The organism is Bifidobacterium sp. LH_230 (assembly GCF_056357555.1).
Genome location: NZ_JBKEWJ010000023.1, coordinates 28090 through 48973, shown reverse-complemented (window position 1 = coordinate 48973; position 20884 = coordinate 28090). Strand labels below are relative to the sequence as shown.

Annotated in this window: 13 protein-coding genes; 9 read left to right on the top strand and 4 right to left on the bottom strand. The window is 63.2% G+C overall.

The annotated features are described in order from the left end of the window. On the top strand, positions 1-185 hold a 185-nt coding region (locus tag AC1A0G_RS10320), incomplete at its 5' end, for a hypothetical protein (protein ID WP_476529499.1). Positions 186-350: 165 nt separating this feature from the next. Here AC1A0G_RS10320 and AC1A0G_RS10315 read toward each other — a convergent pair. Beyond that, the gene (locus tag AC1A0G_RS10315; protein ID WP_476529497.1) at positions 351-1403 is read right to left on the bottom strand and encodes a LacI family DNA-binding transcriptional regulator; all 1053 of its coding nucleotides are present in this window, start codon (positions 1401-1403) and stop codon (positions 351-353) included. 313 nt (positions 1404-1716) lie between these two features. Between AC1A0G_RS10315 and AC1A0G_RS10310 the strand changes: the two genes are divergently transcribed. Beyond that, complete coding sequence (locus AC1A0G_RS10310) at positions 1717-3309, top strand: glycoside hydrolase family 43 protein (RefSeq protein ID WP_476529495.1); 1593 nt, start codon at positions 1717-1719, stop codon at positions 3307-3309. Between the two features lie 149 nt (positions 3310-3458). Beyond that, positions 3459-4589 (top strand): nucleoside hydrolase, encoded by a 1131-nt coding sequence (locus tag AC1A0G_RS10305; RefSeq protein ID WP_476529493.1) that lies wholly within the window; start codon positions 3459-3461, stop codon positions 4587-4589. A gap of 832 nt (positions 4590-5421) precedes the next feature. On the opposite strand, the gene AC1A0G_RS10300 is transcribed toward AC1A0G_RS10305, so the two are convergent. Then, positions 5422-6363 carry a hypothetical protein gene (locus AC1A0G_RS10300; protein ID WP_476529491.1) on the bottom strand — a complete coding sequence of 314 codons (942 nt, stop codon included), beginning with the start codon at positions 6361-6363 and terminating at the stop codon, positions 5422-5424. A 147-nt stretch (positions 6364-6510) separates the two neighbouring features. Continuing rightward, the gene (locus AC1A0G_RS10295) at positions 6511-7170 is read right to left on the bottom strand and encodes a histidine phosphatase family protein (protein ID WP_476529490.1); all 660 of its coding nucleotides are present in this window, start codon (positions 7168-7170) and stop codon (positions 6511-6513) included. Between the two features lie 531 nt (positions 7171-7701). Between AC1A0G_RS10295 and AC1A0G_RS10290 the strand changes: the two genes are divergently transcribed. The 6 genes from AC1A0G_RS10290 (at position 7702) to AC1A0G_RS10265 (ending at position 18948) form a co-directional block, all read left to right on the top strand. Continuing rightward, the gene (locus AC1A0G_RS10290; protein WP_476529488.1) at positions 7702-9144 is read left to right on the top strand and encodes an MFS transporter; all 1443 of its coding nucleotides are present in this window, start codon (positions 7702-7704) and stop codon (positions 9142-9144) included. Between the two features lie 342 nt (positions 9145-9486). After that, positions 9487-11766 carry an alpha-1,4-glucan--maltose-1-phosphate maltosyltransferase gene (locus AC1A0G_RS10285; RefSeq protein ID WP_476529486.1) on the top strand — a complete coding sequence of 760 codons (2280 nt, stop codon included), beginning with the start codon at positions 9487-9489 and terminating at the stop codon, positions 11764-11766. 369 nt (positions 11767-12135) lie between these two features. Further along, positions 12136-12990: a zinc-ribbon domain-containing protein gene (locus AC1A0G_RS10280; protein WP_476529484.1), complete on the top strand. Its 855-nt coding sequence runs from the start codon at positions 12136-12138 to the stop codon at positions 12988-12990. A gap of 219 nt (positions 12991-13209) precedes the next feature. Further along, positions 13210-14619, top strand: a complete 1410-nt coding sequence (locus AC1A0G_RS10275; protein WP_476529482.1) for a zinc ribbon domain-containing protein — start codon at positions 13210-13212, stop codon at positions 14617-14619. A 92-nt stretch (positions 14620-14711) separates the two neighbouring features. Continuing rightward, positions 14712-15206, top strand: a complete 495-nt coding sequence (locus AC1A0G_RS10270) for an inorganic diphosphatase (RefSeq protein WP_476529480.1) — start codon at positions 14712-14714, stop codon at positions 15204-15206. Between the two features lie 643 nt (positions 15207-15849). After that, positions 15850-18948 (top strand): glycoside hydrolase family 2 protein, encoded by a 3099-nt coding sequence (locus tag AC1A0G_RS10265; RefSeq protein WP_476529478.1) that lies wholly within the window; start codon positions 15850-15852, stop codon positions 18946-18948. 480 nt (positions 18949-19428) lie between these two features. Here the strand turns inward: AC1A0G_RS10265 and AC1A0G_RS10260 are convergent, their stop codons facing one another. After that, a complete protein-coding gene (locus AC1A0G_RS10260; protein ID WP_476529476.1) occupies positions 19429-20598 on the bottom strand; it encodes a beta/alpha barrel domain-containing protein in 1170 nt (389 codons plus the stop codon). Positions 20599-20884 lie beyond the last annotated feature (286 nt).

Here is a 20884-nt window from a genome sequence, read left to right as displayed (position 1 = left end):
ATCAGGCGCTTTTTGGTTGTTTGTTTATCTTGGTCGAAAACATCCTACCCAGGAAGCGCTCTTCTCTTACTCCCTCAACGGCTCAACGACGAACCCACACCCACGAAAACAACACAAGCGCCCATTTTGGCCAGTATCCACTCCCCACTATCACCAACATCACGCCAGCCACCCTTCCAGCGTGATATTTCAGCTAGCAAGCCAACCGCACTATCCAAAACATCACGCGAATCACCGTATTAGCGTGATGTTTTGGCTAGTAAGCCGACCGTACTGTCAACAACATCACGCCACGACGTTTCCGGAACTGCACCCAACGCCCAGCGCCTGCCCGCCCAAACAGCGACGAGCTAGAGCGACCGGGTGGATTGGCGGACGACCAGGCCGGAGGCGACCTTGCGGAAGACCGGGGCGTCGGTGTGGTTGCCCAGCGGGTTCCGGCCGGCGATGCGCTCGTTGAGCACGCGCACCGACAGCCGCGCCACCGCCTCAAGCCCGGGCGCGATCGAGGTCAGCGCCGGCGACAGGTACTGCGAATCGTCGGAATTGTCGAAGCCGACCACCGAAATATCCTCGGGGATGCGCAGCCCGCGCATCTGGATCGCATGCATCGCGCCGGAGGCGAGCATGTCGTTGAGCGCCACGACGCCGTCCACCTGCACGCCGGAGTCGAGCAGCGCGTTCATCGCGGCCACGCCGTCCGTACGATGCCACATGATCGACGGTTCCTCCAGCCGCGGATCATACTCGACGCCGGCCTCCTCCAGCGCCTCCTTGTATCCGCGCAAGCGCAGCGCCGCCGAACCGACCTCCTCGCCCGGATGCGTGCCCAGCACGGCGACACGCCGGCATCCGGTCTGCAGCAGATACTGCGTGGCCCGCTTCGCACCCTCGATGTTCTCCGTGGCGATATGGTCGAACCGATCGGTGAAGATGCGCTCGCCCACCAACACCATCGGATAGTCAAGTTTGACGTTTTCCAGATCGTCGGCGCTCAGCTCCAGCGGGCTGTAGATCAGGCCGTCCATCATGGTCTGCTGCGAGCCGAGCAGCGCATCGAACTCGCCGTCGCGCGAGTACAGCGTCGGCTCCACGATCACGCGCAGGCCGACCTTCTTCGCCTCCTCGATCACCAGCGACGACAACTGCGCGAAATACGGCATCTGCAGGTCGGGAATCGCCAGTCCGATGATGCCGGTGCGGCCGCGGCGCAGATTGCGCGCGGACACGTTCATCACATAACCAAGCTCCTCGATGGCCCGATTCACCTTGTCACGCGTCTTATCGGACACGAATTGGTAGTCGTTGACCACGTTCGACACGGTTTTGATCGACACGCCGGCCGCCTTGGCCACATCGCGCATCGTGACGACCCGCTCGGGTCCCGCCGCATTGCTGCTCATGCTGTCCTGCTCTCCATGTTCTGCCTTCATCGATCGATGGCTGCCAGCCGGCGGCGCTGACCGGACGAAACGCCGCTGCCCGTCCATCGCCGATCGAACGACGACCCGGGCAACAGTCCACCGCGACACGATTTTCATCGTTATACCAGCATAGGCCGTATTCAGCTCCCCATCGTGCCGCATGTCGGGGAATCGGAGCCCCTACGCCCTTTCGATTCGACAATTCACTTACAACGATGTATATTATACCTGAACTTACATCGTTGTATAAATCGGCGTGGCTTGTTCGAGCACGCTCAAAGGAGCACACGACATGCCATTCACATCAACGCTCCGCCGCGCGATCACCACGGCAGCCGCAACGGCCATGCTCATCGGCACGCTGGCAGGCTGCTCGCCCAACACCAGCCCGAACGCATCGCCAAACGGCAGGAACACCAACGCCTCCAGCCAGTCCGACATCACCAATATCAAGCGCGGCGAATCACACGACCCCGACATCGTCAAGGCCAACGGCAAGTACTACATCTTCGGCTCGCACCTCGCCTGGCTCACCAGCGACGACCTGATCAACTGGACGCCGTTCAGGAACAACCTGAGCGACGACTACGAGAAGATCTTTGCCGATATCTGGACCAACTGGTCGAAGCAGCCGTCCAATCCCGACGTCAAGGGCAACATGTGGGCGCCCGAAGTCTACTGGAACAAGACCATGAACAAGTGGTGCATGTACATGTCGATCAACGGCGCGAACTACCGCTCGGCGATCGTGCTGCTCACCGCCGACCGCATCGACGGCGATTGGACGTACGTCGGCCCGGTGACCTATTCCGGCTTCAACGAAGACAACGCCGGCAAGACCGACGTGTGGAAGGTGCTCGGCAAGGGTTCGGACCTGACCCGTTACACGTCGCGGACCGACACCGGCATCAACGCGATCGACCCGTACATCTCCGAGGACGACAACGGCGATCTGTGGATGAGCTTCGGTTCGTGGTTCGGCGGCATCTGGATGTTCAGGATCGATCCGAAGACCGGCCTGCGCGACTACGGCACCACCTATCGGACGGTCGCCAACCGATCCGACGCGTACTACGGCATCAAAATCGCCGGCGGATTCGGCAATTCCGGCGAAGGCAACGCGATCATCCACGCCAACGGGCACTGGTATCTGTTCCTTTCCTACGGCGGCCTGACGCAGACCGGCGGTTACCAGATGCGCATGTTCCGCTCCGACAAGCTCACCGGACCGTACATCGATGAAAAGGGCAACACCGCCATCAGCACGCATGCCATCGCCGACAACTGGCAGAGCGACATCGGCGTACGGCTCATGAGCTCGATTCAGTGGAGCGGCAACGACAACGCGAACATCGAAGTCGCACAGGGCGGCAACTCGCTGCTCACCGACGACGACGGCACCATGTACGTCGTGTATCACAGCCGCTTCTCCGGCACCGGCGAGAAACACGAGGTGCGTGTGCACGAGCTGCTCGCCACCGACGACGGCTGGCTCGTGGCCGCACCGTACGAATACACCGGCACCAAGGCCGCCGACACCAAGTACGACGCCAACAACGTGGCCGGTGACTACGAGTTCGTGATCCACGAGCAGAACACCTCGTTCCAAGGGCCGAAGAACATCCTCGACGAGACCAGCACCGACTACCTCGGCGTCAACAAGCCGGTCGACATCACGCTGTCCGAGAACGGCACGGTCACCGGAGACAAAACCGGCACCTGGAAGCTCGACAAGACCGACGGCACCGGAACCATGACCATCACGCTCGACGGCGTGGAATACCACGGCGCGTTCGACAGGCTGCCGCGCGACAAGGACCGCAAGGACGTGATGACCTTCTCCGTGATCGGCGGCAACCTGTGCGCTTGGGCCTCCCAGAAGTAGCAGCCGCCGCGCAACCGCGACGGACCGTTCCGCCGGCGTCGACGACGGAACCGGCAATGCCGGCGAATATAGGACCTGCGTTCTATACTCGTGATTACATCGTTGTATAAACATGGGTACGGCAACCCGTTGCGTAAGGGAGCGATCATATGGCGACTGACGAACGGCCGACGAAGACATGGGAGTTGAATACGAGTCCGTGGATGGGAGGGGAAGTTGAAGACGGCGTGACGGCCGCGGACGCCCGCAGCACGAATGTCGGCAGCGGCACTGCGGCTGCCACGGCTGCCCCGACCGCACACCGTCGCCCGGCAGCCTGCCGCGTGATCATCGACAACGATTTCGCCGGCGATCCGGACGATCTGTTCCAGCTCACGCACCACGTGCTGTGCGAAACGGTTGATATCCGACTGATTATCGTCTCTCATTTAACTCACGGCGACTTTATCGATCCGTCCGGCGACACGGTCGCGCGCGGCACGGCACGCGTGCGCAAACTGTTCGGACTGCTGGGCCTGACCGGGTATGACGATGCGCTCGTCGCCGGTTCCGAGCTGCCGCTTGCCGACGACCATACGCCACGGCCGAGCGCCGCGCGAGACGCGATCATCCGCGAGGCGATGCGCGACGATACCGATCTGCCGCTGTATTACGTGGCCGGCGGCGGCGTGACCGATCTGATCAGCGCGTACCTGACCGAGCCGCGCATCGCCGAGCGCATGACGGTCGTGTGGATCGGCGGCCAGGAGTATCCGGGATACGGCGAAGCGCCGCTGGGCCGGCCGGTCAAGGAATACAACGCGCAGATCGACCCGATCGCGGCGCGCATGCTGCTGACCGGCTGCGGGTTCCCGCTGTGGCAGGTGCCGCGCAACGCGTACCGGCAATGCCTCGTCTCGACGGCGGAGCTGGCCTCGCACGTGCTGCCATGCGGCAAACTGGGCAGGTACCTGTGCGGCGAGATCGACAACATCCGGTTGCATGGCGAGCGGTATTGGACGCGGCCGACCGGCGCGTACTGTCTCGGCGACTCGCCGCTGGTGAGTCTGACCGCTTTGCAGACGACATGGGATATGGCCCCGGCGTCGAGCCAGTGGATCGCGATCGCGCGGCCGACGTTGGACGACGATGACCGGCCGGTCGATGTGGAGCCGGTGAGCGAGGCGGATGCGATGGCCGGGCGCGGCATCCATGTGATCACGCAGGTCGACAACCGACTGCTGTTCGGCGATCTGTTCGCGAAACTGGCGCTGTTCCGCCACTGGCAAGGATGGGACTGAGACACGTCATTTCGAGCGAGGCGAAACCCTCCCCACCCATGTCATTTCGAGCGAGGCGCAGCCGAGTCGAGAAATCCTATAAAGCGGTTTCCCGCTGAAAGATTTCTCCACTCGCTTCGCTCGGTCGAAATGACGACCAAGGGCAGACAGGAGTCCATACGACGAGGGCCGCACATCCGACGGTGGACGTGCGGCCCTCGTGTTTCCTGCGCGCCCCGTGTTCATACGGGACTCAGGCAGACAGTCCGGCGAACAGTGCGCTCCAGTCCTGGGACTCGTCGTCACGTGCATCGCGGTTGTTCGGTTCGTTGTTCATGGTGTTGCTCCTTAATCGTACGCCATCGTATGTCTTGACTTATATCAACCGATTCACTCACCTCATCGGGAGGTTATCGGTAACTGAAATAAAAATATCACACAATCGCACATTTGCGCAAGTCCAACCAACATTCGACACGAAAAATGTGAGCGCTCTCACAAACCCTTCACACATGGTGGTCGTCAACGATCACCATCCGCAACCACCTCCAACGACCATCACCCGCGATCACCGTCATCTCGCCATCCACGGCCATCCCAACGACCAACGCCAACGACCTCCATCAACTCTCGGCGTCAACTCTCAGCACAACTATTCCAGGAAAGAAACGGCTTCGCCCGAGAGAAGTTGCGCTGCCATCTCCTCAGCGCAACTATTCCCGGAACCATAGGCTGATTTCCGGGAAAAGTTGCGCCGATGACGACTCAGCGCAACTATTTTCGGGCGAAGCCGCTTATTTCCGAAAATAGTTGCGCTGAATATGATGCGTTTGAAGCCAACTGCACCGACCCGTTACAGCTCCACCTCGGGCTTGGTGGGGTCGTCCTTGATGTGGGCGAACTTGGCGGCGAGCGCCTCCTTGTTCTTGCGCTCGTCCTCCTCCTTGGCGCGGCGCTTGGCCTCTTGAGGGTCCCACGTCACGTCGTCGTAATGGCGCTTCCACTCGGCGGCGGCAATCGGCGCGATCACGCCGGCCGTCGCGCCCAATGTACCCGCACCGCCCGCAGCGGCATCGGCGCGAGCGTCGAGCAGCGCGCGGTACTGGTCGTCGCTCAGGCACAGCCGCGGCACCGCGGTCTGCTCGCGCAGTTCGTTGACGAACAGGATGATCGGCAGCTGCGCGGCCGCAGCATCACCGGCCGTCTGCGCGACGGTCGATAGCAGACCGTCGCAGATCACCAGCGATTCGGCGAACCGCATCGCCAGTCCGTCAACCAGCACGCCGGACGTTCCCGCATCGGCACTCGATGCCGACACACCAGCCGCATCGGCATCCGCACCACCGCGCTCACCCGCGATCGCCCGCTCGATCTCACCCAGAGCGTCCCGCACCGCATCCACCGTCGCATCCGGCCAATCGACGCCCATCGCGCGCACCGCGTCGAACAGCACGTCGGGATCGTGCGCGTCTCGGTAGTCGATCATCGTGTCGTACGCGTCGTTCGCGGCGAGCAGCGCGTCCACGATCGACTGCGGCCGCCCCGGAATCTCGTCCGCGCCTTCGTACACGAACTCGGCGTCAGGCACGGTCACGTCCTCGCCGGTCACGACCCGCGCGATCATGCGCGTGAGCCGCACCTGCAGGTTCTCCGCGTATTTCGCGTCGTTGTCCATCTGCTTCGCGTCGGTCAGCGGCCACAGCGCGACCAGTTGTGCCCCGGCCTCGGCCGCCTCGCGTACGGCCGGCAGCGCGGCGACGCGCGCGACCGCGGCGGAATCAAGAGAAACGGTCATATTCGCTCCTTTGCATATGCACGGTGTCGTGCCGAACCGGCGGGTACGACCCCAACCCGTCAGCCTCGGCTGCCACCCTCCTCTATCAGGGGAGGGAAATGCTCGCCCCCGCGGGGCAAACGACAGTCATCACACCCCATTATGCCGCTACTGCACGTCGGCCGCGGGGTCGGCGTATGTGATCGACATCACCTTGCCGCTCTCGCAGTCGTAGGTGATCGACGTGACCGACGCGAGCGCGGTGTGCCGCAGGAACATCCAGTGTTCGGGATGCCCGGTTTCGAGCAGGTGTCGGTACGACCAGATCGGCGATTCGTGGCTGACGACGACGATCTGCTCGCCGGGATGCTCGCGCACCTTCTCGCGCGCGAACTCGCCCACGCGCGCGGAGATCGAACGGTACGACTCACCCCAGCTCGGCCGGTACAGGTTGAGCACGAGCTTCCAGTTGCCGTTCTTCCACAGCGCGCCCTCGCCGTGGCCGATGCGTTTTCCGCGGAATTCGTTGCCCGCCTCGATCACGCGCGGGTCGGTGTGCAGTTCGAGCGGGGACTGGCCGCGGTCGGCGCGCACGGCGTTGAGCGCGTCGATGATCGCGCCGGCGGTTTCGCACGTGCGTTCGAGCGGCGACGAGTAGACGGCGGATATCGTGTTGGTCTGCGGGTTGGCGGCGAGATAGTGCGCGGTCGCCTCGGCCATGCGGCGGCCGCGGTCGGACAGATGGAAGCCGGGGAGCCGTTCGTACAGCAGATGGCCCGGGTTGTAGACCTTGCCGTGACGGACGAAGTGGATGGTGGTTGCGGTCATCGTGCGGCTCCTTCGGATTGGCTGACTGCTGCGCGGCGGTTCGCAGGACGATGAGCCGCAACACATTGTCATGTCGACCGAGCGATAGCCGAGTGGAGACATCTTCTCCGACACGTCATGTGCCACGCAAGATTTCTCGACTCGGCTTCGCCTCGCTCGAAATGACCAGATCGTCAAGAGACTCATCATCGATCCGCGAACCGCTTACGTTCTCCATCAATTATTCAACATGAATGGTCGGGTACGCCGCGTGTCGCGGCAAGCGAACTTCTAGAGTATCCATGACTGCATAAGTGAACAGCAAAAACGCATGCATTCGCACGGCTGACCCAAGGCACGGCAACATGACGCAGTGACCGGCCGCGGGGAGACGGGGAAGCCGAATCCTTTCAATCTACCAAGCGGTAACCAACGCTGCGCCGGGGGTGCGCCCGCACGCCACGCCCTGCATGTCACCGACGACGACCGACCGCCGCGACGCAAAACGGCGGCCCGGCCCCAGTACCCACCCGTGAGCAGAAAGGAGCGGCTATGGCAACCGCCAATCACCATCCCAACCAGGTCGTGAGCACGATCAAGGACATCAACCATAAACTCTTCGGCGGGTATGCGGAGCTGCTCCGCATACCCCACACCGCCCGGTTCGCCGTCGGCTCGGTCATCGCGTGCATGCCGTTCCCGATGGTCGGCATGACGATCACGATCTCCGTGCAGCAGTACTACGGCAACTATTCGCTGGCCGGCGCGCTCACGGCCGTGCAGGCGATCGCACTCGCGGTCTTCTCCCCCGTGCTCGGCAAGCTGGTCGACAAGTTCGGACAGCGGCAGGTGTCGATTCCGACGATCATCGTGTGGATGATCGCGTCGAGCGCGCTCGTGACGTGCATCACCAACCGCGTACCCGAATGGATCCTGTACTGCATCGTGCCGTTCATGGCCGCGATCCCGCCGTGGGGCGCGATGAGCCGCCAGCGCTGGACGACGCTGCTCAAGGGCGACCGCGAGCGCACGAACCGCGCGCTGAGCCTGTCGGGCGTGTTCGACGAGTGCATGTGGGTGATCGGCAACCCGCTCGCCTCGACGCTGGCCGTGATCTCCGGTCTGCTCGCGTTCTCGGTGACCGGCGTGTGCGTGCTGGTCGGCGCGCTGATGTTCTTGACGGAGCTGACGACCGAACCGAAGTCGCAGACCGTGCTCGCGCGCGAGGCCGGCATGACCCGCAAGCAGTACCGCGAACGCGAGGCAGCGCGCGCGAAGGCCGTGCAGGCCGAGGCGGTCGTGGAGGCGGCCCGCAACCGCGCGGTGGCGCAGGGATTGTCGGACGCCGAGGTGCGTGCGGCGGTCGAACAGGCGCAGGCCGACGCATTGGCCGGGCACAAGGAGTCGATCTGGGGGCCGGGCCTGATCGCGGTGTGCGTGACGTGGTTCGGTCTGGGCGCGTTCCAGTCGGCGGCCGGCATTTCGATCGTCGCGTTCGCCACCGAGTCGGACCTCAAGCAGTACACCGGTTTCGTGTTCGCGTGCTTCTCGATCAGCTCGCTGGTCGGCGCGCTCGTCTACGGCGCGAAGAACTGGACGATCCCTCTGTGGAAGCGGTTCTACTTCTGCCTGACCGTGGTCAACCTCGGCATCGGCTGCTTCATGTTCGCGCGTCATCTGTGGGTGATCATGATCATCTACCTGCTGATCGGCGTGTGCCAGGCGCCGACGTGGGTGAACGGCAACCAGCTGATGCTGCATTTGGTGCCGCCGACGCGGTTCACCGAAGGCATGGCGTGGATGGGCGCGATGAATTCGATCGGCGGCTCGGTCGGTTCGGCGATCGCCGGACAGTTCATCGACCGGATGGGCTCGCACGGAGGCTTCCTCGTGGTGACGACGCTCGCGTTGGCGTCGCTGGCGATCGCGTTCATCGGCTTCAGGCAGATCAAGTCGAGCACCGAAACCCCGACGCTCACCACCGTGAGCGTGTGATCGACGGGCCGCCTGGATTTCCCTCCCCTCTCAGGGGAGGGTGGCGCGAAGCGTCGGGTGGGGTACACGGCGCATCAGCGTCATTAGCATATCGATCAACCGCACAAACGTATGCTGACATCACCGTGGATGTCAGCATACGTCGGCCATATCGATCATATTTTGAGTATATCCATCTCAATAGTACGTAGTCATCAACGTTACGTAATCCGTTCGCAACCGTCAGTCAACCGATTATCCATAACGCAAAACCGCGATATTGCACCGTTCCATGCCGGTCATACAATGACAGGTATGGCAGTACATCACTACGGCCACTTGTTATAGAGAATGAGATTGAATATGACTGAAGTAACGAGCAATCCCACGGCCGAAACCAAGACCGAACAGGTCGACGCAGACAAGGCGAGCAAGCCCGCACGCAAGACGACGCGTCGCACTGCGGCAAGCAAAACCACTGCGACCAAGACCACCGCGCGCAGGACGACGCGCAAATCCACCACTAAGACCGCCGCGGAAAAGGCGGCCATCCCGGGCCTCGTCGGCGAGACCCCGGCGCAGTCGATCCCGGTGAACGAACCGGGCCAGTTCGGCCGCATCAACGTCATGGACATCACCCCGGCCGAGGAGCGCGGCATCTTCCCGGCGCGCGTCGAGCTGGGCGAGGCGTTCACGATGACCGCGCAGGTGTTCATCGAGGGACGCACCAAGGTCGGCGCGACCGCCGTAGTGCGTGGGCCCCGCGGCAAGGAGATGGCCCGCGTGCCGATGACCTGCGTCAACCCCGGCCTTGACCGTTGGCAGGTCGAGCTGACCTGCGGCGAGCGTTCCGACGTCAAGCCGTGGGACCCCGAGTTCGCGACCGTCAAGCGTCAGCTGGGCGAGTGGACCGTCACGATCGAAGGCTGGGAGGACACGTATCAGTCCTGGCTGCGCGACGCCCGCATCAAGGTCAAGGTGCACGACGACGTGGAGAACGCGCTGGATTCCGGCGCGGAGCTGCTCGCCCGCTGGGCCGTGACCAAGGACGCGCGACTCGACGCCGAACAGCGCAAGCTCCTCAAGGATGCCTCCAAGACCGCCGCCGACCGCACGCTGTCGGCCGAAGAGCGTCTTGCCGCCGCCGACAACGCCGCCATCGAGGCACTGCACGAGTCCAACCCGTTGCGCGACGGCATCTCGCCGAGCGCGCCGCAGCGTTTCAAGGTGGAACGTCCGGCCTCCAGCTTCGCCGCATGGTACCAGTTCTTCCCGCGCTCCGAAGGCGCGTACGTCGACCAGGCGACCGGCAAGATCGTGCAGGGCACGCTGAAGACGGCCGTCTCCGGCCTCGAACGCGCGAAGGCCGAAGGCTTCGACATCGTGTACCTGCCGCCGATCTTCCCGATCGGCGTGACCAACCGCAAGGGCCGCAACAACTCGCTCGTCGCCGGACCGGACGATCCGGGTTCGCCGTTCGGCATCGGCTCGGCGCTCGGCGGCCACGACACCGTCGACCCGCTGCTCGGCACGATGGACGACTTCAAGGCCCTGTGCGCGAAGGCGCACGAGTTGGGCCTCGAGATCGCGCTCGACTTCGCGCTGCAGTGCTCGCCCGACCACCCGTGGGTCAAGGCGCACCCGAACTGGTTCCGCACCAAGCCGGACGGCACGATCGCGTTCGCGGAGAACCCGCCGAAGAAGTACCAGGACATCTACCCGATCGACTTCAACGCCGACATGGAAGGCATCGAGAAGGAAGTCGAGCGGATCATGAACCTGTGGATCGAGGCGGGCGTCACGATCTTCCGCGTCGACAACCCGCACACCAAGCCGGTGCGCTTCTGGCAGGACGTGATCGCGGCCGTCACCAAGAAGCACCCGGAGGTGCTGTTCCTGGCCGAGGCGTTCACCCGCCCGGGCATGATGCGCGCGCTGAGCTACGTCGGCTTCACGCAGTCGCACTGCTACTTCCCGTGGCGCAACACCAAGGAGGAGCTGAGCGAGTACCTGCTCGAGACGAACGGCGAGGACGGTTACTACCAGCACAACACGTTCTGGCCGACCACGCCGGACATCCTCACCGCCTACGTGCGCGACAACGGCATCGCCGGCCACGCGGTGCGCGCGGTGCTCGCCGCGATGGGCTCGCCGAGCTGGGGCATCTACAACGGCTTCGAGCTGATCGAGAACAAGCAGCGCCCGGGCTTCGAGGAGCAGATCGACAACGAGAAGTACGAGGTCAAGGTGCGCGACTGGGCTTCGGCCGGCAAGTACGGCATCGCCGAGCTGCTGACCTCGCTCAACCGCATCCGCCGCGAGCACCCCGCCGCGTTCAGCTACCACAACCTGAGCCTGCTGCGCACGCACGACGAGAACATCCTCGCGTTCGCGCGCCACACGCCGGCCGAGCTGACCGGCACCGGCAAGGCGGAGACGCTGATCGTCGTCGTGAACCTCGACGGCCACAACGCGCACCAGGACGAGGTCCACTTCGAGATGCCCGACTTCGACGTCGATCCGGCCAAGGGCGCGCATCTGCGCGACGAACTGACCGGCCGCGAGTTCGAGTGGCACTGGGACAACTTCGTCTCGCTCGCCCCGTGGGCCGACGTCGCGCACGTCTTCACCGTCGTGCGTTGATGCTTTGTTGGGTTTTAATGTGATGGGTCTGACGCTCCCTCAGTCGGCTTCGCCGACAGACCCTCTCAGCTGAGGGGGCCAAGACGCATTTTTTATTCTCGGTTCCCTCGGCCGAGGGAGCTGTCAGCCGTAGGCTGACTGAGGGAGCGTCAAACCCATCACATTAAACCTGACGGGATACTAGTCGGCTAGCCGACTAGTATCCCGTCTTTTTTCCCGGCTTCCGTCACCGTCACAAGGCCGTAACCGAGTCCACGTCCCATAGCATTGACTCACTCACGATCATGCTGTGACCATCATGCCGTTATTGGACACATAGAACGCATATTGTGGGGACCGATAGTAGAGATCAGAAAGAAGGTCCTCATCATGGCATCATTCTGTGGACAATGTGGTACTGCGATCCCGGAGGGTGCGACCTCGTGCCCGAACTGCCATGCCGCAGTCGGCAACGCACCGGCCGGCAGCTCATTCGGCACGACCCAACCGACGGCACAGCCAACCCAACCGACGGCACAATCAGCTCAGCCGACGCAACCCACCCAGCAGCAGCCGGCACAATTCTCCCTCGACGACGCCGCCAACACGGCACGCAAGGGAGCCGAGTCGGCATTCAGCGCCGTCAACAGCGCCGTTAACAACTTCGCGGGAACGACGACCGCGGCACCCGGCGATCCGAACGATGGCATGCCGGTCCTGTCCGCCAACGAGTTCGTCGTCCGTCACTACCAGTGCTCCGCGATCAAGCACCCGCGCGTCAACGGATTCCTGACGCTGACCAACAAGCGCCTCATCTTCCACGGCAAAAGCTCGTCCAGCCGCATCGTGCGCGACATCCCGATCGATCAGGTGGACGGATTCGACAGCTTCTACGGCATGAATCTCAAGATCTTCCGCATCATCATCGGCGTGATCGCCGTGATAGCCGGACTGGTGACGCTCGCGACATTCCTGCCGTGGTCGCTGCTGCTCATTCTGCTGGGAATCGTGCTGGTCATCTCCGGTATCAAGCGCAGCTACTACCTGACCGTGCGCGTCGGCGACCCGGGCGGTCGCTTCGAGCTCGGCTCCGCACCTGAATCGATGGTCGGCAACGGTTCCGTCTACGCGCTGGCCAGCGACCCGGGTCCGGATGTCGACCGCATGCTCGGCGAACTCGGCGCCCTGCTCATCGATCTCAAGAGCGGCGACCCGCAGGCCATCGACCGTTGGGGCCGTCAGTAAGACTTCGGCTTCAGCAAGATTTCAGCAGACCGTCTGCGAACCAGATACACGCGCCACGACCATCGTCGATGGACGACAAGTAGACAGATATTCATACGAGTCGTGGCGGGCGAGATACAGAGCAATGATGGGAGTCCGTCGCAACGACCGGCTCCCATCATTCATGTAATTCATGTACAGCATCCAGTTTTTCAGAGAATTCATGGAAGAGAAGCAATCATGAAATGCGCACATTGCCAGGCAGAACTGCAACCGGGCATGAAATTCTGCACCCACTGTGGCGCACGTGTCGAGGCCGCAGCTGCGGCGCCGGCGTCGCAGCAATCCGCGGGACAAGCCACATGCCCGAACTGCCACGCCTCGCTCACGCCCGGCACGAAATTCTGCACCCACTGCGGCACGGCGCTCGTTGGGCCAAGCGCGCAGACAACGCAGACGGTACCCACGAGCGCCGGTTCCGAAGTCGGCTCGCCGGCTCCTGTCACGAAGTCGCCTGCCGCGCCAGCCGCTGAACGACCGACAACATATGGCCAGCAGACATCGGCCGTCCCCGCTCCCACGCCGGCCGTCCCCGTCGCGTCCGCACCAGCCCCCGCCACTTCGACTTCCGCGCCCGGACCGACGTCCGCGCCCGGCCCCGTTCCCGCATCTGCCGCATCCAAGCGGCCGTTCAACACGACGACCATCATCATCGCCGCAATCGTCGCGGTCGTGCTCATCGCGGCGGCCGCGTTCGGCGCCTGGTGGTTCCTGCTGCGCGACGGCGGAAAGTCGGCGCAAAACGTCCAGTCCAGCTCTCCATCCGACACCTCGTCAAGCGGCACGGACGACTCCGGCAAGAGCGAATCGTCCACGGAAACCAAGAAAGAACCCACCGTCTGCACCGATCTTCCCAAGATGACGGTCATGGACGTCGACGGCGGCACCTCACTGGGCGTGTCCGTCAAGTTCACGTCCTCCTGCACCGACGAGGGCAACGGGATCGAAGACGAATTCGACGAGGACGACGTGCAGATCACCGCCCGCGACGACGACGGTTCCGTCATCGCGTCCGCCGTGTTCGACTTCAGCGACAATCCGCTGGATCTGAGCAACGGCAGCGAAACACGCACGCTGATGTTCGCATCCGGACAGTTCTGGCGCCCCTTCAGCGAGTTCACCGCGTCCGATGTGACGTTGGACGTCACCGAGGATGTCGAGCCGTCCGACACGCAGGCGGCCGGTGTCGGCGGCAGCACGATCGCCGGATTGCCGATCGACCGTGACGAAGCGAACCATTACGCGCACGAGGCGCTCACCTGGCAGGTTCAGCACGACGAATCCGACGCGAAGCAGTTCCTGACCACGTACACCACGCAGCTGTCCAGCAAGAAGTACGGGATGAAAGCCGACGGCAAGACCTGGGATTACGTCGACATCGTTCAGCAGTTCATCGAGCAGAAGGTCAAGAATTCGAACGCGCTGATGGTCTGGTCGGGCAACTGGCCGACGTATACGAAGGCCAGTTCCAGCAGCGATTACTACGTGATCCTGTCCGGAGAGAAATTCGATTCGGCTGATTCGGCGAGCGACTGGTGCCCGGCTCACGGGTACGCGCCGGCCGATTGCGTGGCGGTCGACCTGCAGTAGTCGTCCGACGGTCCCGCACGCCGATTCCGCACGGGACGGGTACGCGGTATTGTGGTGCATGTCAATTACTGTCGATTTCAAGGAGAAATGACATGGCAGAAACCTTCAACGTCGTGGTCGAGATCCCGCGCGGTTCCAAGAACAAGTACGAAGTGGACCAGGAGACCGGCCGCGTCTTCCTCGACCGTGAGCTGTTCACCGCGATGGGCTACCCGGATGACTACGGCTACATCGAGGGCACGCTGGGCGAGGACGGCGATCCGCTGGACGCGCTCGTGATGGTGACCAACTCCGTGTTCCCGGGTTGCGTCGTCGAATGCCGCGCCGTCGGCCTGTACCACATGGAGGACGAAGAGGGCGGCGACGACAAGGTGCTGTGCGTGCCGGCCGACGTCCGTTACGACGGCGTCAAGGACGTCAAGGACGTCAACGAGTACCACCTCGCCGAGATCAAGCACTTCTTCGAGCAGTACAAGGCCCTCGAGCCGGGCAAGGAAGTCAAGCCGGGCGACTATTGGACCGGTGCTGATGTCGCGGAGAAGGAAATCAAGGAAGCGCGCGAGCGCCTCGCCGCTTCGCAGAAGTGAGCCATGAATCGGTGAATCACCGTTTGACGAATCGCCGATGACGCTGAGGGGATTCTTCCATGCATGGGAGAATCCCCTTTTTCATTGTCCGTTCATCACATGAAAACCCGGCTCTTCTGATTCCGGCATGTACGTATATGGCGCAAACCATATCGTGACGCGGAGCGTGACCGGGAGCGGGTCGGCAAATCACCGATCTTGTAAAACCCTTTGTTTTCCAATGATTCAGGAACACAGGTGTGACGCCCGATTCGCTCCCGGTCACGCTCCGCGTCACGAAATGGGGGCGGACCACATAGCGGTTGCACTCGATCCATCAGAACAGGGGAATCCCCATCGGGGATTCCCCTTCTCCGTTCCGGATACGGCATATCCTGCAGTTGTAGGGCCTTCCGCGAACGATCCTGAAGTAGCAGGGCCTGAGCAAAGTTTGGACAAGTACCCACAATCCCCGGAATTTCAAGCAATCCAAGCCAACGCGATTTTGCCCATCTCCGGCCCGGAGTCCCGTTCAATGCCACTCATGCCCTACAACTGCAAAATACGACGCGATCCCCGCCCTTTTTCGCTATCGCGCATACAATGGCAACGGATGTATATCGATACACATCGTATGGTCGAGCAAAACGACGAAGGGGTTCCAATGACGTACGCCGAGCGCATAGCACGCATCATTCCACTTTCACAGACCGAAGTCAGTCATTATCACGTCCGCGACGCCGCAGGAACTGCGGCGCTCAACCACGGCCCGGAACGCACAGTCATCGATCTCGCCGATCTTGGATGGCGGTTCATTTGTGGACACGGGGATGAAGGCATCCTCGAACCATCCGTCGCCGCCGCGGCGGATTTCGATGATGCCGAATGGGAGCCGGTCACCCTGCCGCACACGTGGAACGCGCTCGACACGAACGACGGCGTGCGCGGCAACATGAACCGCACGGTCGGCTGGTATCGCGCGCATCTGCGGGTGGTTCGTGATGATGCTGCCGGCGAAAAGATTTCTCCGCGCGCTTCGCTTGGTCGAAATGACACAGTGAATGATGCGACCGGCCTAAATGGCAAGGCAAGCGCTGCAACCGACCAGAACGGCAAGGAGAAGAACACCATCACCATCTCCCCCGGCCGGCGCACGTATCTCGAGTTCGACGGCGTGAACTCGATCACGTCGCTGTATGTGAACGGTCGCGCGCTCTCCCCGCTCGGTTCCGACCCGCAGGACACCGCCCGCGACACCGGCGATCCGGCGCATCTCGGCGGCTACGCGATGTTCCGGTTCGATCTGACCGACGCGCTGCTCGACGCCGTCAGCGACGCCGCGCCTACCGACGATCCGACTGCGCACGGCACACACGCCACCGCTGGCAACCGGGCCGACACAGACGTCGTGATCGCCGTGCGCGTCGACAACCGCCGCGACCTGCGCGTCGCCCCGCTGTTCGCCGACTTCAACTTCTACGGCGGCATCTACCGCCCCGCGCGGCTCGTGCAGACCGCCGACGTGCATCTCGCGCTCGACGACCGCGGCGCATCCGGACTGCACGTCGTCACACCGAACGCCGGCCGCAGCGATTCGATCGAACGGCCCGATCATCTCGGCCTGACCGAAGTCCACGCGGACATCGTCAACGACGCCGACCGCGAGCGCCGCGTTGCCATCCGCACGGCGATCGTCGCTCCAGGCAGCGCAGCGCCCACGTCCGACATCACCGGTGCCCCCGTTGCCGAAAACATCACCGACATCACGCTCGCACCGCACGAACGCCGTCACGTCAAGGTCACACTGGAAGTAGCCGATCCGCACCTGTGGCAGCCGATCGACTACTCGCGCGGCGCGACGAACGACGACGTCGCGTATCAGTACGACGTTCGCATGGAGTTGATCGATCGCGAGTCGCCGTCCGAGTTTGCGGGTGGCGACGGAAAGATTGCTCCGCTCGCTGCGCTCAGTCGAAATGACAACATTGCGGAACCGTCCACCGCGGCCGACGCGGCCGGCACACCGCTCGACTCGGTCAACGAGCGCATCGGCTACCGCTGGTTCCACGTGAGCCGGGACCACGGCTTCTTCATCAACGGCCGCTCGCACCCGTTGCGCGGCGTCACGCGCCATCAGGACCGCGAGGGACTCGGCAACGCGCTCGGCGACGCGCAGCATCTCGAGGACTTCACGATCATCATGCAGATGGGCGTGAATTACCTGCGCCTCGCGCACTATCCGCACGCGAACTACTTCTACGACCTGTGCGACGCGAACGGCGTGATCGTGTGGGCGGAAATCCCGTTCATCGACTGGGTCGGCGAGGACGAGCGCTTCGCCGACGTCACGAAAGAACAGCTGACCGAACTGATCCGCCAGCAGGGCAACCGCCCGTCGATCTGCTTCTGGGGCTTGCAGAACGAGGTCGGCAATCACAACACCGCGAACCAGTGGATCGCGATGCCGCAACTGTCGCGCGAACTCGACGATCTCGCGCACGCCGAGGACCAGACCCGCTACACCACGCAAGCCGCCGACCAGGACGAGACGGCCAGCTCGCGCGGCAATTGGGCGAGCGACATCATCTCGTGGAACATGTACCCCGGCTGGTATTCGCAGCCCGGCTTCGGCGCGCTCATCGAGCAGAAGCGTTCGATCGAGAGCCGCCCGCTCGGCCTGTCGGAGTACGGCACGGGCGCGAGCGTCGACCAGCACGAGTTGCATCCGAACGCGCACAAGACGCGGCCGAACAGTTACTGGCAGCCCGAGGAATACCAGTCGCTGCAGCATGAGGAGGCGCTGGCGTACATCAACGCGCACGACTGGCTGTGGTCGACATCGCTGTGGAACATGTTCGATTTCGGCGTGGATCACCGGCCGAGCGAGGCGGGACGGTTCGAGATCAACAACAAGGGTCTCGTGACATGGGACCGACACGTGAAGAAAGACGCGTTCTACCTGCACAAGGCGAACTGGAACCGGCTCGACCCGTTCGTGTACATCGCGTCGCGGCGGTACGTGGCGCGCGAGGAGGGGCCGAGCACGGTGCGCGTGTACTCGAATCTCGACCGCGTATGGCTGCAGGTTGCGCACGACGGTGCGGCTGCGGTGCGCTACGATGCGCGGGCTTGCGGCAACGGCGTGTTCACGGTCGACGGTCTGCTGGACGAGCCGGGCGTGTATACGATTTGGGCGTACGGCGTGGCTGGTACTACCACCGTACCGGTTACGTACGGAATGTCTGACCGCATCGCGACGATCAGGAACGAAGACCGACTGCCGGCTGCCGACATGGCCGGTCACAGCAACGTATCAGCATGTGGATCGACTGATGATACGGAAACCGCAACGGATGATGCGCCGTACGCGAACGTGTACGCCGATCAGGTGATCTGGACGCGGCTTGCGGACGGCGATCGGACGACCGGCGGACGGATCGTTGGTTCTGCCGATAGCACCGGTGCTGCGGATGACGGTTCCGATGATGGCCGCGCGCGGATCGCGGACGGAGCACAGATTCCGTGGTCGCTGTGGGCGCGGCCGGACAGCGGATTCTCGCTGGATCGCGAGGGATTGCGCATGATCGCGCATCGTCCGCTGCCCGAGATCACGCCAGAACAGTGGCGTGCGGCGTTCTCGTTCAACGGTTCGGGCACGATCGACTTCTACGCGACGCTGCCCACCGGCCTGACCCCGTCCGACAAGGCCGTCATCACCGCCCCGGACGGCACCCAAACCGTGTTCACCGTGGTGCAGGAGTAGTTCGACTGTCTTGTCTGTGCACAGGCCGATGCGAAGCGATCATCTTGATCCCTTTCGGTGAGTGATATCGTCCTGTCTATGCGTAGACCGATGCGAAGCACCTGATTGCGCATCGGCCTACGCGCAGACAATGACCTCAATCATGCGCTTCTGCGCGCAAACCACAGTACGGGGTTCCTATCTTCTGGCGTGATATTCCCGCTACGATCGGGCCCTTACTATCCCAAACGCCACGCCAGAAGTTTGTTCGCGTGATGTTCGGGATACCAGCACCCCTCTGCTAGCGGAAATATCACGTCAGAAACCCCGTGGCGTGATATTTCCGCTATTACCCGCCCATTGCTATCCAGAACATCACGCCAAGAGGCCTGTTTGCGTGATGTTTTGGATAGCAATGGACCGGTTCTATCCCGAATAACACGCTAAGGGGTTAGTTCACGTGATGTGGGCTAGTTCGCGTGACATTCGGGATAGAACCACTCAGCGGGAAGCCTTGATCTTGCGGGCGAGGTCGGCGCCCCACATCGCACCGGTGGCACTCATCACCGCATCGGCGCCGGCCGCGCGGTACGCGGCGTAATCCTCAGGTGCAACCACACCGCCGAGGCCGATGATTGTGTAATCCAGTCCGAGCTTTTCGCGGATCGCGGCTAGACGCGCCACCATGTCGAGACCGGCGTGGCGGATCGCACGGCCGCACACGCCGCTGCGGTCGCGACCAGCTCCCGGCAGCGCCTGCTGCCCGGCGGCATCGACCAGTCGCGCGGAAATCGTGTTGATCGCGGAGAACGCCTGCACCGAGCCGCGCGCGGCCGTCTCGCGCACCATGAACTCGAGCGCAGCATCATCGACGATGCGACGCTCCGGACCCCAGCCGCCGGTCACCTCGGTCGGCGGGATGTACGCAAGCTTGATCGCGAGCGCACGGTCGCCGATCTCGTTCTTCACGGCCTCGGTGATGCGCCCGACCAGCGCCGGATCGTGGCACAGCAGTCGGTTGTGGCCCTCGTTCGGGCAGCTCGTGTTCATGACCATGAGGTCGGCGCCGGTTTCGGCGACGAGCCGCGCGGTGGCAACGTGGTCGGCGATGTAGTCGTCGGTGGTCATGCCTTCCACGCGCGAGCCCTGGAAGCTCGGGATGAGCAGCTGGCCCGGGCCGGCCGCCTCGATGGCGCGGCGCATGTCGGGCTGCCATTCGTCCGGGTCGCGCGAGGGCACGCCGAACGAGTTGGAGATGGAGATCGGCTGCTCGTAACGGGTGTCGGCGAGCACGCCCTCGTCGAGTTCGGCGCTGCCCGGGGTGAGCGAGCCGTCGGCGGCCTTGGGGTGCACGGCGAGCACGTTCGGGAACGGGTTGCATCCCCACGCGCGCGAGCGCACGGTCTTGTAGGTGGCAAGGTCGAAGCCCATGCGGAACGCGGCCGTGGTGAAGCGCGAGTTGAGCAGCGGGCCGGCCGGGATGCCGAACGGCAGGTTCACCTGATGGCCGAGGAAGTCGACGGTCGCCGCACCGGACTGAGCCGCTGCATCATCGGCACCGGTCGCGCCAGCATCATCGGCCAGCGCAGCGGCGAACGCGCCGAACGGACCTTTCGCATAGTTGTCGTCGTAGCTCAGATTGACGTCATAGAACGGCTCGAAATCAGTCATGGTTCTCTCCAACGGTCGCAATCGGCAGGGATATCAAAACAGTCAACTTCCACTGTAAAACACGGCCGCAACGTACACGCGGCGCACTACGAACACGATCAATCGAACGCACCGACGCGACCGCCGGCACCCGACTGCCGCATATCGCGCCCCTATCGTGACGCGGAGCGTGACGTGGAGCGGCGTCCGACCGTCGGGATACTTGCAAAAGGTTGATTTTGCAACGTTCCCAAACTCCCCGACGACGAGACGATCCGCACCCGGTCACGCTCCGCGTCACAACGCG

What these genes read in the sequence shown, in the direction of transcription:
- AC1A0G_RS10285 (WP_476529486.1), top strand. Translation starts at nt 9,487, where the DNA reads ATGACTGAAGTAACGAGCAATCCCACGGCCGAAACCAAGACCGAACAG.
- AC1A0G_RS10265 (WP_476529478.1), top strand. Translation starts at nt 15,850, where the DNA reads ATGACGTACGCCGAGCGCATAGCACGCATCATTCCACTTTCACAGACC.
- AC1A0G_RS10290 (WP_476529488.1), top strand. Translation starts at nt 7,702, where the DNA reads ATGGCAACCGCCAATCACCATCCCAACCAGGTCGTGAGCACGATCAAG.
- AC1A0G_RS10270 (WP_476529480.1), top strand. Translation starts at nt 14,712, where the DNA reads ATGGCAGAAACCTTCAACGTCGTGGTCGAGATCCCGCGCGGTTCCAAG.
- AC1A0G_RS10295 (WP_476529490.1), bottom strand. Translation starts at nt 7,170, where the DNA reads ATGACCGCAACCACCATCCACTTCGTCCGTCACGGCAAGGTCTACAAC.
- AC1A0G_RS10280 (WP_476529484.1), top strand. Translation starts at nt 12,136, where the DNA reads ATGGCATCATTCTGTGGACAATGTGGTACTGCGATCCCGGAGGGTGCG.
- AC1A0G_RS10305 (WP_476529493.1), top strand. Translation starts at nt 3,459, where the DNA reads ATGGCGACTGACGAACGGCCGACGAAGACATGGGAGTTGAATACGAGT.
- AC1A0G_RS10300 (WP_476529491.1), bottom strand. Translation starts at nt 6,363, where the DNA reads ATGACCGTTTCTCTTGATTCCGCCGCGGTCGCGCGCGTCGCCGCGCTG.
- AC1A0G_RS10260 (WP_476529476.1), bottom strand. Translation starts at nt 20,598, where the DNA reads ATGACTGATTTCGAGCCGTTCTATGACGTCAATCTGAGCTACGACGAC.
- AC1A0G_RS10310 (WP_476529495.1), top strand. Translation starts at nt 1,717, where the DNA reads ATGCCATTCACATCAACGCTCCGCCGCGCGATCACCACGGCAGCCGCA.
- AC1A0G_RS10275 (WP_476529482.1), top strand. Translation starts at nt 13,210, where the DNA reads ATGAAATGCGCACATTGCCAGGCAGAACTGCAACCGGGCATGAAATTC.
- AC1A0G_RS10315 (WP_476529497.1), bottom strand. Translation starts at nt 1,403, where the DNA reads ATGAGCAGCAATGCGGCGGGACCCGAGCGGGTCGTCACGATGCGCGAT.